This is a genomic window from Blastococcus sp. CCUG 61487, assembly GCF_005222955.1.
Classification (GTDB): domain Bacteria; phylum Actinomycetota; class Actinomycetes; order Mycobacteriales; family Geodermatophilaceae; genus Blastococcus.
Window position 1 is genome coordinate 1 of sequence record NZ_LWUA01000190.1, and the last position, 13,046, is coordinate 13,046.

Genomic DNA, 13,046 nt, shown 5'->3' on the forward strand with positions numbered 1-13,046 from the left:
GGCCGCGGCCGCCAGCCGGTCCCGCTCCCGCGCCGCCTCGACGGCGAGCCGCTCGCGTTCCTCCGCCGCGTTGCGCAGCAGCTCCGCGGCCTCGGCGCGGGCGTGCTCGAGGGCAGCCGCGGCCTCGGCCCGCTGCTGCTGAGCGTGCTCGCGGAGCTCGTCGGCGGCGAGGACGGCCATCTGCTTGATCTCGTGCGCCTTGCGCAACCGGGCGTCGGCCTCGCTGCGGGCCTCGGCGACCAGGTGCTCCGCTTCCCGGGCCCCGTTGTCGGTGATCGCGGCGGCTTCCTCCGCGGCCAGCCGCAGCATCTCCTCGACCCGGTCCGAGACGGGGAAGACGACCCGCCCGCGCGGAGCGTCGGCCAGCAGCCGCCGGGAGATCTCGAGCTCGGCGGAGCAGGCACCGAACCGGGCGAGCAGGTCGTCGACCTGGCGGCGCACGGTGGTGAGCTCGTTCTCCGCCCACGCGACGTAGGTGTCGACCTCCATCGGGTCGTAGCCGCGCAGGCGGCTGCGGAAGACGGGAGCCGAGCCGAGGAGCTGGTCCAGCGCACCGGTGAAGGCCGGCGGCACCGCCCCGGACGACGTCGGCGGCCCCTCGACGACCGCCATCCGCTGCTCGCCCAGGACCGCGCCCGGACCCGCTCCCGAGCCGTCCTCCGGGTGGTCCACGACCTCCGGCCTCGTCCGCACCGCCATCGCCGCCCCCTCCCCGGGGTCGCCTCACCGACCGGCACGCCCCTCGTGCGGCGGCGATCGGCAGCGCCCTCACTGGTATCGATCCGGACAGTGCCAGAACCGTGGACGCGGAGCCGCGCGCCGTGACCGGACCGTGAGCACTCCGCGGCGCGATCCGGCGCGTTCTGGCGCGTCGGCTACCCAGCGCGGTCGCTCGATGTACCCGCGGCGGTCGGGCTCGAACGCGCGCCGAGGGTGGGGAATGCTGGACCCGGTCGACGGGTTCTCCCGGGCAGTAGTTGCACATTCAACCAACGACGGAGGCGGCCATGCAGTTCGGCGTTTTCACGGTCAGCGACATCACGCAGGACCCCACCACCGGCCGTACTCCCACCGAGGCGGAGCGGATCAAGGCGGTCCTGGCGATCGCGCAGAAGGCCGAGGAGGTCGGGCTCGACGTCTTCGCCATCGGCGAGCACCACAACCCGCCCTTCTTCTCCTCCTCCCCCACCACCACGCTGGCCTGGATCGCGGCGAAGACCACGAAGCTCCAGCTCTCGACGTCCACGACGCTGATCACCACCAACGACCCGGTGAAGATCGCCGAGGACTACGCGATGCTGCAGCACCTGGCCGACGGCCGGGTGGACCTGATGATGGGCCGCGGCAACACCGGCCCGGTCTACCCCTGGTTCGGCAAGGACATCCGCGACGGCATCGAGCTGGCCGTGGAGAACTACGCGCTGCTGCGCAAGCTGTGGACCGACGACGTCGTCGACTGGCAGGGCAAGCACCGCACCCCGCTGCAGGGCTTCACCTCGACGCCCCGCCCGCTGGACGGCGTCCCGCCCTTCGTGTGGCACGGGTCGATCCGCAGCCCGCAGATCGCCGAGCAGGCCGCCTACTACGGCGACGGCTTCTTCCACAACCACATCTTCTGGCCGCCGGAGCACACCCAGAAGATGGTCGAGTTCTACCGGCGCCGCTTCGAGCACTACGGCCACGGCAGCGCCGACCAGGCCATCGTCGGCCTCGGCGGTCAGGTGTTCATGCGCAAGAACAGCCAGGACGCGGTGAACGAGTTCCGGCCGTACTTCGACAACGCGCCGGTCTACGGCCACGGGCCCTCGCTCGAGGACTTCAGCACCCAGACGCCGCTCACGGTCGGCAGCCCCCAGCAGGTGATCGAGCGGACGCTGGGTTTCCGCGACTACGTGGGCGACTACCAGCGCCAGCTGTTCCTCATCGACCACGCTGGCCTGCCGCTGAAGACGGTGCTCGAGCAGCTCGACATCCTCGGCGAGGAGGTCGTGCCGGTGCTCCGCAAGGAGTTCGCCGCCCTCAAGCCGGCGCACGTCCCGGACGCCCCGACCCACGCCTCCCGGGTGGCCGCCCGGGGCGCGAAGGACTCCACCGTGTACGCCCCGGCCGACGACGTCACCGGCCAGGTCCGCGAGGAGGTCCAGGCCTGATGGGCACCCGCCACCTCGCCGTCGTCAGCGCCGGGTTGAGCAACCCCAGCTCGACCCGGCTGCTGGCCGACCGGCTGACCGCGGCCACGGTCGCGGCGCTGTCCGAGCGGGGCATCACGACGACCGTCGAGCTGGTCGAGCTCCGCGAGCACGCCCGCGACCTCGCCGACAACCTGCTCACCGGGTTCCCGAGCACCTCGTTGCGGCAGGCGGTGGACACCGTGACCGGGGCCGACGCCGTCATCGCCGTCACGCCGATCTTCTCCGCATCGTTCAGCGGCCTGTTCAAGACCTTCTTCGACGTCCTGGACAAGGACGCGCTCGTGGGTACGCCGGTGCTCATGGGCGCCACCGCGGGCACGGCGCGGCACTCGCTGGCGCTCGAGCACGCCCTGCGGCCGCTGTTCGCCTATCTGCGGGCGACCGTCGTCCCCACCGCTGTGTTCGCCGCGTCCGAGGACTGGGCCGGCGGCGCCGAGGCCGGCGGCGGACTGGCCGAGCGGGTCGACCGCGCGGCGGCCGAGCTGGCCGACGTCGTCGCCGGCCGGCCCCCCGCGGCGCCGGTGGACCCGTTCGCCGACCCGGAGACCTCGTTCGAGGACCTCCTCCGCGGCTGATCCCCGCTCTTCCGCGGAGAAGCCGCCTGCTCTTCCGCGGAAAAGCAGATCAGCGGTAGGCCGAACCGCCCCGGAGCCGGGCCCGCACCGCGACGTGCAGCGGGGCGAGCACCACGCCGTCCCGGGCCAGCCGGGACCGCAGCTCGCGCCGGTGCCGCAACACCCCGGCCAGCCCGATCGCCCAGAAGACGTACTGGACGGCGAAGGCGGCCCGGAACGCCCCGAGGTCGTAGTCGGTCGACGTGCCGGGGGTGAGCAGGTCGAGCACGGCGCCGACGGCGAGGATCGTGAGCAGCGAGGCGACGAAGCCGCCCACGTTCACCACCCCGCTGGCGCTGCCCATGCGCTCCACCGGGTTCTCCGTCCGGGCGTAGTCGAACCCGATCATCGACCCCGGACCGTTGGTCCCGAGGACGACGACGAGCGCCACCAGCAGCGGCAGCGGCGCCCGCCCCGGCCAGGCGAGCACGACGGTCCAGGCGGTCACCGTGGCGCCCAGGATGGTGAAGACGAGCACCGAGCGGCGCAGCGGCCAGCGGCCGCACAGCCGGCCGAGCACCGGGCCCACGGCCATCCCCACCAGCACGAGCAGGGTGAGCAGGCCGGCCGCCGTGGCCGGCGAGAGCCCCTGGCCGACGACCAGGAACGGATAGCCCCACAGCAGTGCGAAGACCGTGCCGGAGAACTGGGTGACCAGGTGCGTGTAGAGCCCGATCCGCGTCCCGGGCTCGCGCCAGGTCTCCCCGAGGGTGTGCCGCAGGTCGGCCAGCCTGACGGCCGGGCCGCGCACGGTGCCTCCCGGCGCGTCGCGGAGCGCGACCAGCACGAGCAGCGCCACCAGCAGACCGGTGGCCGCGGCGCCCAGGAACGTCACCTCCCACGACGTGCCGTGCAGCAGCGCGACCAGCGGATAGGCGGCCAGCACCGAGCCGAGCTGGCCGAGGATCCCGGTGAGCTGGGTGATGAGCGGGACGAGCCGGCCGGGGAACCAGAACGACACGACCCGGAGCACGCTGATGAACGTCATGGCGTCACCGGCCCCGACCAGCACCCGCGCGGCCACCGCGGTCGGCACGTCCCCGGCCAGGGCGAGCACCAACTGGCCGGCGGCCATCGTCCCGGCCCCCGCGAGGATCAGCCGGCGCGAGCCGAACCTGTCCAGCGCCACGCCCACGGGCACCTGCAGCCCGGCGTAGACCGCGAGCTGGAGCACGAGGAACAGCGAGACCGCCGAGGCCCCGGCGGAGAACCGCTCCTGGGCGTCGACGGCGGCCACGCCGAGCGACGAGCGGTGGAAGACCGCGACGACGTAGGACAGCAGCGCCACTCCCCACACCGCGTAGGCGCGGGCAGGGGTCGGCGAGGTCACGGGGAGGAGGACGCCGACGAGCCGCCGGATCTTCCGCGCGGCACGGTGAGTTCGCTCACCGGCGGCCTCAGACCAGCGGGACCTCGTGGAAGAGCACCCGCCCGGACTGCGGCCGGTCGTAGAGCTCCTCGATGTCGGTCGTGTTGCGCGAGACCGAGATCAGCAGCGCCCCGGACGCCGTCGGGATGTCGGGGTGGGACAGCGGCGTGTACGTCAGCTGGTCGACGGTGTCCGGGTCGTCGTCGTGACCGCCCGGGGAGTAGACCACCGGGACGGGCTCCGACCACGGGCCGGTCGGCGAGTCGGAGGTCCACATGGTGATGTAGTCGGCGAGGTCGCCGCCGGCCTTCGAGATCGCCACCCACCGGTCGCCGATCCTGTCCACCGACAACGTCTGGGACGTGCCGTCGACGGCGGAGATGACCGGCGCCGCCTTCGTCTGGTCGACCTGCCACTGCGTGCCGTCCCAGAACTGCTGGGCCTCGGCGTTCGTGGGATCGGCCAGCGGCACGCGGGAGACGTAGAGCTCGCGGCCGGTGATGAAGGCCTCGTTGGTGTACCGGGTGCCGTACAGGTGCAGCCACTCGCCGTCCGGCGCGGCCGCGGCGCCCCAGTTGATCTGGTCGAACTCGGCGGTGTCCGGCGTGAGCTCCACGGTCCGCTCCAGGCGCGGGACGCCGTCCTGGCCGACGGTGACGACGGCGACCGACGTGCCGCGGAAGAGGAAGTCCCACTGGCGGTCGCCGCGCTGGATGCGGGAGAGGTAGACCACGACCTTGTCGCGCACCCCCTCGCCGTCGGCCTCGGTCGGGTCCAGCCGGACCACCGACATGGGCCAGTGGGTCAGGTCCCGCTGGGACCGCGGGAAGAACTCGGTCTCCTCGTCGGTGACCACCTGGGAGATGCAGGTCCCGGAGGTGACGAACACCGAGTTGTCCACCAGGCGCGGCTGGTACCCCTTCTCGCGGCCGGTGTCCCCCCAGGCCCAGAACACGCGGCCGTCGCTGAGCATGGCCGTGGCCCCGAGGTCGGCCGACTGCCAGGTCGGGAAGTCGATGCGGTCGAAGGCGCGGTTGAGCTGCGCGGCCGACACCGTGCCCTCCGGGTCCGGTGCCGGGCACGAGGGCTCCAGTCGCGCCGACGCCGCGTCCGGGGGCGGCGGCGTCGACACCAGCGCCGGCTCACCCGCGCGGGGCGGCCCCGGCTCGGGGGCGGGCGCCTGCAACCGGATGCACCCGGTCAGGAGGAGGCAGACCGCCGGCAGGAGGACGGCGAATCGGCGCAGCACTCGTCCATGGTGACTCATCGGCGCCACCTCATGCCCCCGGCGTCGCCGGTCGGGGGCGGAGCCGCTCCAGCAGGCGTCGCACCGGAACCAGGGGCAGCACGCCGGCCACGACGGCCGCCAGCGCGACGACGGCGAGCAGCTGGCCGGTCGAGGTCCCGCCCGGTTCGCCGCGCGAGACCACCGCGGCGGTGAGGAGAGCGCCGGCCGCCACGGCGCCGAGCACGACCGAGGCCCAGCGCCCGGCCAGGTGCCGCAGCACCCACAGGACGCCCAGGGCGGCGAGCCCGACCAGCCCCCCGACCAGGGCGGTGCCGAACAGCGCCCCGCCCACGACCACGGCGAAGGCCACCGCGGCGGAGACCGCCGCGGCGAGCCGGGGCAGCCGCGGGGTCCGCTCGCGCACGGGCCGCAGCACCGGCACGGCGGCGAGGACCACGAGCAGTGCGATCGCCCCGGCCCCGACGGCCAGCGCCGTCCGGTAGACCGGCCCCGGCCGGAAGACCAGCTCGACGTCGCCGGCCATACCGGCGGGCACGACGAAGCCCTGCTGCCAGCCATCGACCGTCACCGGGCCGAGCGGTGTCCCGTCCAGGGTCGCCCGCCACCCGGGGTTGGTGTTCTCGGGGATCGCGAGCAGCGTGTCGCCCTCGGTGGCGTCGACCCGCACGGTCCGGTGCTCGGCGTCCCAGCGGACGATCTCCGCCGCCGCCCGGGTGCCGGGCGCGGTGTCGGCCGGTGAGCCCACCCGGCGCAGCGTGACGGTGTCGATGCTCACGAGCTCGCTGCTGCGGGCCAGCATCCGGTGCTCGCCGCCCGGGATCTTGAGGGTCGGGATGGCGTCGCAGAACTCCAGCGTCATCGGTGCGAGCGTCTGCAGCGCACCCACCGAGGTGCGGACGGCGGTGAGCATGACCGCGCCGTCGATCTGCACGTCCGGGCCCTGGCCGCAGGCGAGCTCGACCTCGGTGTCGGCGGGCAGGGCCGCGTTCGGCCCGCCCACCTCCAGCTCGCTCACGCCGACGCCCACCTGCTGCTCCCAGCGGGTGAACGGGTCGATCGACCGCACGTCCTCGGGCAGCTCGAAGGTGACCGACAGCGTGTCGGTCACCACCGGCGCGAACTGCACGCTGCCGTCCTCGGCCAGCCGCATCGTGCGGGGCAGGCCGCCGGCGTCGATGGTGACCGCGGTGGGGCGGGCGGCGACCAGGTCGGGCGCGGTGACCACCCGCAGCGAGTCCACGGTGCGCGGCTCGGGCCAGGTGAGCGTCAGGGTGGGCTGCCGGTCGTCGCCGGCCGCCAGCCAGGCGGTCTCCGGATCACCGTCGAGCGCGGCGACGGCGCTGGCCCGCGGGTCGGCCACCGGCGCGCTGGTCGCCTCGACGTGCGGGGTTCCCCGCAGCTCGGTGAGCAGCTCGTCGAGCGCCCGGCCGGGACGGGCCGACATCGTCCCGAAGACCTCGTAGTCGGCCCAGGTCGGCGTGGTGAAGGTGCGGTCGAGCCACACGGCCTCCTCGGAGGCGCTGACGAGGGCCGGGGCGCACAGGGGCGTGCCGTCCGCGCTGGTGACGCACCCGGTCCGGCCGCGCAGGGCGTCGAAGGAGAAGAGGCTGACGCCGTCCTCCGCCTCCGGCGTCACCACCGACCTGTGCACGCTCAGCCCCAGGACGCGGACCTCGGCCAGGGCGAGGGCGGGCGCGTTCGGGTCGTCGCCGGGCACCGTCGAGCTGATCGTCACCTGCGAGGTGTAGCCCTCGGGCAGCTCGAGGACCTGCTCCTCGCCGGTGTCGGCCACCGGCACGACCAGCTCACCGGCGTCCGTGCTGATCCTCAGCTCGGCCGGCCGGGCGACGCCCGGCTCCTCGCCCAGGGAGACGACGAGCTCGCGGGGCAGGAACAGCCGCTCGGCCGTGAGCCGCCACCACGGCGGCTCGGAGCTCTCGTCCCAGGGCGCGGGACGCCACGCCGTCGTCGGGTCGACGTCGACCGCCGACCACGGCTGGGTGTCCATCCGGGTCCCGTTGAACCCGTCGACGTCGGAGGCGGAGCTGGAGGCCGACGGCGTGCCGCCGATGTACCGGACCACGCTCTCGGCCTTGGCGAGGTGCGGCAGCACGTAGTCGCGCACCGGGGCGTTCAGGCGCAGCGGATCGTCCTCGGACAGGCCGCCCGAGGTGGCGTCGTTCAGCCGGCCGAAGGCCCGCTCCCTGCGCAGCAGCGCGTCGGTCACCATCGCCGGCTCGGCCGGCGTCCCGGGGGTGCCGGCCATGACCGTGGGGCGCCCGGTGATCGCGCCCCGGTCCTCCAGCGGGAGCAGCGCCTCGGGCCCGCCGTGCACGGCGATCAGGGACGACGTCGGCGCGGTCCAGGCCCGGGGCACGGTGTCGGCGACGCCGTAGATCTCGATCGCCGGGGCGGGCTCGTCGAGGCCGGAGTCCCTGACGACGCCGTCGGTGATCACGTCGGGCTCGGAGACCGCGCCGAACGAGCCGATCGGGGTGATGCCGGGTGAGTCCCGGAGCGCCTCGCGCACCAGCACGGACCGGGTGGACCGCGCGTCACCGGTGGCCAGGTCGTTGCGGAGCACGAGGTGGGAGATGCCCGCCCGGGCGAGGTACCGGGCCAGGCCCGCCGACCCCTCGCCGTCGGCGAGCCGGGCCTCGACGGCGTCGAGCATGCGGATGTGGCCCTCGGGGGTCAGCGGGATGGCGTTGCGGATGTCCCACGGCGAGTCGGCCACGGCCTGCAGCGGCTCGTCGGTCGGCGAGCCCCACTCGTAGGTCGGGAAGGACGACCCCGGCAGCACCAGCGCGCGCCCGCTCGGCTGCTGGGCGGCCAGGAAGGCGGCCGTCTCGCCCCAGTGGTCGGGGATCTCGGTGAAGCCGCCGGGCGGGGCGAGCCGCCCGGCCAGTGCCGGGCTGATCCCGGCGACCAGCGCGACGAGCAGCACCCCGAGGACCGTCCGCGACAGCGCGGTGGTCACCCACCGCCGGCGGCCGGCCGGGGCGTCGGCACCCCGCCGGCGGCGGGCCCGCTCGAGCAGGACCGCCCCGAGATGGGCCAGGCCCAGGGCCAGCGGCAGCCGCAGCACGGGGTCGAACTTGTGCACGTTGCGGATCGGGGCGAGGAAGCCGTCGAGCTCCTCGTGGAGCCGGTCGGCCCACAGGCCCTGGACGTCGGCGAGGTGCCCGACGGTGACCAGCCCGACGCCGGCCAGGACCCCGAGGACGAGCCAGGTGCGCTCGGGCAGGTCGCGCCGGCACAGCGCCACCAGTCCGGCCGCGGCGAGCAGCACCGTCGCGGTGATCGGGACGGCGTCGCGGACCAGCGACCACCCGGCCGGCCACGTCGGCCCGGCGGGCGAGGCCAGCGTCGCCACCCAGTGCGACGTCCCCCGCAGCACGCTGAGGACGTCGGTCGGGCCGGTCGTGGCCGCGGCGTTCTCGATGTAGAAGAGGAACGGCGGGCTGAACCTGCCCAGGAGGAACAGCGGCCCGGCCCACCAGGCGGTCGCGAGCGCGACGCAGACGCCCCACCAGATGATCAGCCGCCGACGGAACGGCCCGGCCGGCCGGGTCAGCAGGTACAGCACGGCCAGGGGCAGGACGGCCGCCGTCGCCACGGCGTTGACGCCACCGACGCAGAAGACCGCCAGGGCCGAGAGCGCCGCGGCCCGGCGGGCCGATCCGCGCTCCCTGGCGCCGACCAGCGGGATGAGCACCCAGGGCGCCAGCGCCATGGGCACGAGCTCGACCGAGGTGGTGCCGATCGCGGTGATCATGCGGGGGGCGAGCGCGTACGCGATGCCGGCCACGATCGCCGTCTCGGCCGTGCCGATCCGCAGCCGGCGGGCGAGCACCACGACGCCGAGGAACGCGACGCTCATGAGGCCGGCGAACCAGAGCCGCTGCACCACCCAGACGGGCAGCCCGGCGAGCTGGCCGAGGGCGAAGAACGGGCCCATCGGGAAGAAGTAGCCGTACGCCTGGTTCTGCAGCTGGCCCGCGGCGCCCTCCGGCTCCCACAGGGTGAGCGCCCGGCCGAGGAAGGCCAGCGGGTCGACGGCGAGGTCGAGCTTGGTGTCGCCGATGATCCGGCCGGGCGACTGGAGCAACGCCAGGACGAGGAACCCGACGCAGACCAGCGCCAGCCGGCCGCGCGCGAGCAGGCCGACGACCCGCCTGGTCAGCGGCTCGCGGGATCCCTTCGACTCCGGCGCGTCCACGGAGGACGGCGCGTCGGTCGTGCCGGTGACCATCGTCGCCATGCGCAGCGGACCCGACGGCTCAGGCGCTCGGGACGGCGACCCGGGCGGGCTCGTCGTCCTGCACGTGGTCGGTCCCGGCCGGCCGGCGGCGGATGGTCAGCAGCACGCCGAGGGCGAGGAGCGCCGCACCGACGCCGCCCGCGGTCCAGCGGCCGACCTCCCGCAGCTGCGACCGCTCCGCCCGGATCTCCTCGGCCCGGTCGACCGCGTCGGCGATCGACTCGTCGGTCCAGGTGAACGTGCCGGCCAGCAGGGTGGCGCCCGGCCGTCCCTCGGGGCCCGGGAGCACCGTCACCGGACTCTCCTCGGCGGAGACGACGACGCCGCTGATCGGCTCCACCAGCAGGGTGCGCGCGGCGCTATGCGCGACGGAGGCGCCCAGCTCGCTGCCGGGCGCGCCGAGCAGCTCCCCGGGGACGGTAACCGAGCTGATCACCGTGACGGGAACCTCCTGCTCGAAGCGGTACACCTGCGTGCCGTCGAGGCTCTCGGTGCCCACGAAGCGGGCGGGGAAGGACTGCCGCACCGTGGAGTCCCAGAGAGCGTAGTCGCGCTGCTCGGTGTCGGCGGGGAACACGACCGCGAGCCCGGTGACGTCGACGCGCTCCCCGTCGATCGACTCGGCGACGCAGTCGACGGCCTCGGCGCTGCGGCGGTCCAGGCAGGCAACGGTCGTCCCGGTCGAGATCAGCGTCCCGTCCGCGTCGTCGACAGTCGTCCGGTACTCCCAGACCGCGACGTCGTCACCGGCGTCGCCGGTGTCCTCGTCCCCCCGCACCCGGACCGACAGCGACGCCTCGTCGCTCGTGACGCTGGTGAGGGTGACCGGGTCCAGGTAGGTGACCCCTGCCCCCCGGGCCTCGATCTCGAAGCTCTCGTCGAGGCGGAGGTCGACAGGTGTCAGCGGGATCACGCCCGAGCCGGCGACCGCGACGACGAGGGCCAGACACCCCAGGCCGATCACGGCCGGCCCGACGACTCGCGCCCGCATGCACTCCTCCTCGCCGCAGCGGCTCGCGCGGCACGAACCCCGACGGTACGGGACAGCGGGACCCCGACGAGCACGACGCCCCGGGCGCCGCGGCGGAAGATCACCCGCCGCGTTCGACACTCCGCGACACGCCCGGGAGGCTGCCGGTTCGCACGGGTCGGACGAGGTGCCGGCGCTGTCGAGCGGCCCCCGGGGCGCTCGTGGCTCCGGGGCGGGGTGTGACCTGTGTCACGTGTGGGGTCTCGGTCAGCCCTTCTTGCGGAGCACGAGGACGACGTTCCACGACACGAACTCGCGCAGCCCGGGCACCCGCAGCACCCACGCCGCCCACCAGGGGTGGTAGCGGGGCAGCGCGGCGACCAGATCGGCGTCGCGGCAGGTGCGGGCCCAGCGCAGCGCGGCGCCGGCGGAGGGGGCGAAGAGCGTCTCGCCGTACCTGTTCTTCGGCTCGAACCCGTTCTTCCGCACGAAGCGGCGGCGGGCCCGGTAGCCGCCGAGGTAGTGCCAGGGCGAGGTCTCGTGCCCGCCCCAGGGCCCGAACCACGGCGGGAAGGAGAGGTAGACGATGCCGCCGGGCTTGGTCACCCGCACCATCTCGTCGGCCATCGTCCACGGTCGGCGCACGTGTTCCAGCACGTTGGACGAGAAGCAGACGTCCAGCACCCCGGTCCGGATCGGCAGCTCCTCGCCGCTGGCCCGGAGCGTGCCCGGCTCCGGTTCCCCCCGCGCGGTCATCTCGCCGGCGTCCGGCTCCAGCCCGACGTAGGTCGCCCCGGCGCCCCGGAACGCGTCGGCGAAGTACCCCGCACCGCCACCGACGTCGAGGACCGTGGCCCCGTCGAGGTCGGCCCACCGGGACAGTTGCGCCACGGTGTCGGCAGCGAGGACGCTGTAGAAGCCTTCGGGGTCGTCCTGCTCGTGCAGGAAGGCCCGGAACAACGTGACCGACCGGGAGAAGGTGGCCGATCGGTTCATCTGTGTGCACTCCAAAGGGGTCGCGGGGCTCATCGCTGGTCGATGCCAGGGCGCAGGTGCATTAGTGTGCCGCTGGTGTCACAACGAATGACGGACATCGACGTTCTCTTCGTGAACTGGCGTGACGTCAGCCACCCGGAGGGCGGCGGTTCCGAACGTTACGTGCAGCGGATCGCGGAGGGTCTGGCCGCCGCGGGCCTCCGCGTGGCTCTGTTCTGCGCCGAGCACGGCCGGGCCCCGGCCGAAGAGGTCGTCAACGGCGTGCGGATCATCCGCCGCGGCCGCCGGCTCAGCGTCTACCCGCGTGCGTTCGGCTTCGTCCGCCGGCACCGGCCGCGCGTCGTCGTCGACGTGCAGAACGGCATCCCCTTCTGCAGCACCCTGGCCACCCGCGGCCCCGTCGCCACCGTCGTGCACCACGTGCACAAGGAGCAGTGGCCGATGGTGTTCGGCCGGATCGGCGGCCGCCTCGGCTGGTGGCTCGAGTCGAAGGTGGCGCCGAAGGTCTACCGCCGGGTGCCTTACGTGACGATCTCCGAGGCCACCCGCACCGAGATGACCGGGCTGGGCATCGCCCGGGAGCGGATCACCCTGGTCCCCGTGGGCACCGAGCCGATCGTGGACGTCGACACCCCACGCTCCCCCAGCCCCCGGCTGGTCGTGCTGGGCCGGCTCGTGCCGCACAAGCGGGTCGAGCACGCCATCCAGATCCTCGCTCGCCTCAGCGACCGCTGGCCCGACCTGTCCCTCGCCGTCGTCGGCGAGGGATGGTGGGAGGAGCAGCTGCGTGCCGAGGCCGAGCGGCTCGGCGTCGCCGACCGCGTCGAGTTCACCGGCTTCGTCGACGAGCGGGCCAAGCACGAGCAGCTCGCCGCTGCGTGGGTGCACCTGTGCCCGTCGGTGAAGGAGGGCTGGGGCATGGTGGTGATCGAGGCCGGCGGCCACGGCGTCCCCACCGTCGGCTACCACGCCTCCGGTGGCCTGCAGGAATCCGTGGTCGACGGCGTGAGCGGGGTGCTCGTGGACGACCTGGAGCAGATGACGGCCGCCGTGGCCCGGCTGCTCGAGGACGAGCCGACCCGCCGCGCCATGGGCGAGGCCGCCGCCCGCCACGCGGCGAACTTCGAGTGGCCCGTGAGCGTCGCCACCTTCGCGGGCGTCCTGGCCCGCGCCGTGCGCGAGTCGGGCCGCGAGGAGTCGCGGACCGACGCCGAGGGCCGCGACCTGGTCGCGCTGCTGGAGTCCGCCGGGACGGGATCCGCCCGCGACGTCCGTCTGACGCTGGACGTCCTGCCGGGCGGGGCGGCGACGACCGCGGGGTCCGCCGCCTCCGGGCGAGCATGAGCACGAGCGGCCACCGGGGAGACCGGCGACGCTGGGGCCCGTCCGGCT

Annotated in this window: 9 protein-coding genes; 3 read left to right on the plus strand and 6 right to left on the minus strand. The window is 74.4% G+C overall.

Annotation, left to right across the window (positions count from 1 at the left end):
• A partial coding sequence (locus A6V29_RS09975; protein WP_212719208.1) for a DivIVA domain-containing protein occupies window positions 1–699 on the minus strand: 699 nt, incomplete at its 3' end.
• Window positions 700–1,007: 308 nt separating this feature from the next.
• Between A6V29_RS09975 and A6V29_RS09980 the strand changes: the two genes are divergently transcribed.
• Both A6V29_RS09980 and A6V29_RS09985 read left to right on the plus strand, forming a co-directional pair.
• Window positions 1,008–2,150, plus strand: a complete 1,143-nt coding sequence (locus A6V29_RS09980; protein ID WP_137160145.1) for an LLM class flavin-dependent oxidoreductase — start codon at window positions 1,008–1,010, stop codon at window positions 2,148–2,150.
• On the plus strand, window positions 2,150–2,767 hold the full coding sequence (locus A6V29_RS09985; RefSeq protein WP_137160146.1) for an FMN reductase: 618 nt from the start codon (window positions 2,150–2,152) through the stop codon (window positions 2,765–2,767). Before A6V29_RS09980 ends, A6V29_RS09985 begins: the two co-directional genes overlap by 1 nt.
• A gap of 49 nt (window positions 2,768–2,816) precedes the next feature.
• Here the strand turns inward: A6V29_RS09985 and A6V29_RS09990 are convergent, their stop codons facing one another.
• The 5 genes from A6V29_RS09990 to A6V29_RS10010 all read right to left on the minus strand — a co-directional run bounded on the left by A6V29_RS09990 (window position 2,817) and on the right by A6V29_RS10010 (window position 11,654).
• Entirely contained in the window at window positions 2,817–4,136 is a 1,320-nt protein-coding gene (locus A6V29_RS09990) for an MFS transporter (RefSeq protein ID WP_137160147.1), read from the minus strand.
• Window positions 4,137–4,203: 67 nt separating this feature from the next.
• Complete coding sequence (locus tag A6V29_RS09995) at window positions 4,204–5,424, minus strand: DUF5005 domain-containing protein (RefSeq protein WP_170977812.1); 1,221 nt, start codon at window positions 5,422–5,424, stop codon at window positions 4,204–4,206.
• Between the two features lie 28 nt (window positions 5,425–5,452).
• Window positions 5,453–9,688, minus strand: a complete 4,236-nt coding sequence (locus A6V29_RS10000) for an alpha-(1->3)-arabinofuranosyltransferase (protein ID WP_137160149.1) — start codon at window positions 9,686–9,688, stop codon at window positions 5,453–5,455.
• Window positions 9,689–9,707: 19 nt separating this feature from the next.
• Window positions 9,708–10,679, minus strand: coding sequence for a cell envelope lipid trafficking protein PgfA (gene pgfA / locus A6V29_RS10005; RefSeq protein ID WP_137160150.1), 972 nt, complete (start codon window positions 10,677–10,679; stop codon window positions 9,708–9,710).
• 246 nt (window positions 10,680–10,925) lie between these two features.
• Complete coding sequence (locus A6V29_RS10010) at window positions 10,926–11,654, minus strand: class I SAM-dependent methyltransferase (RefSeq protein WP_137160151.1); 729 nt, start codon at window positions 11,652–11,654, stop codon at window positions 10,926–10,928.
• 75 nt (window positions 11,655–11,729) lie between these two features.
• Here A6V29_RS10010 and A6V29_RS10015 point away from each other — a divergent pair, with 75 nt between their 5' ends.
• Window positions 11,730–12,998 carry a glycosyltransferase family 4 protein gene (locus A6V29_RS10015; RefSeq protein WP_212719210.1) on the plus strand — a complete coding sequence of 423 codons (1,269 nt, stop codon included), beginning with the start codon at window positions 11,730–11,732 and terminating at the stop codon, window positions 12,996–12,998.
• The last annotated feature ends 48 nt before the right edge of the window (window positions 12,999–13,046 follow it).

What these genes read in the sequence shown, in the direction of transcription:
- A6V29_RS10010 (WP_137160151.1), bottom strand. Translation starts at nt 11,654, where the DNA reads ATGAACCGATCGGCCACCTTCTCCCGGTCGGTCACGTTGTTCCGGGCC.
- A6V29_RS10000 (WP_137160149.1), bottom strand. Translation starts at nt 9,688, where the DNA reads ATGGCGACGATGGTCACCGGCACGACCGACGCGCCGTCCTCCGTGGAC.
- A6V29_RS09985 (WP_137160146.1), top strand. Translation starts at nt 2,150, where the DNA reads ATGGGCACCCGCCACCTCGCCGTCGTCAGCGCCGGGTTGAGCAACCCC.
- pgfA (WP_137160150.1), bottom strand. Translation starts at nt 10,679, where the DNA reads ATGCGGGCGCGAGTCGTCGGGCCGGCCGTGATCGGCCTGGGGTGTCTG.
- A6V29_RS09980 (WP_137160145.1), top strand. Translation starts at nt 1,008, where the DNA reads ATGCAGTTCGGCGTTTTCACGGTCAGCGACATCACGCAGGACCCCACC.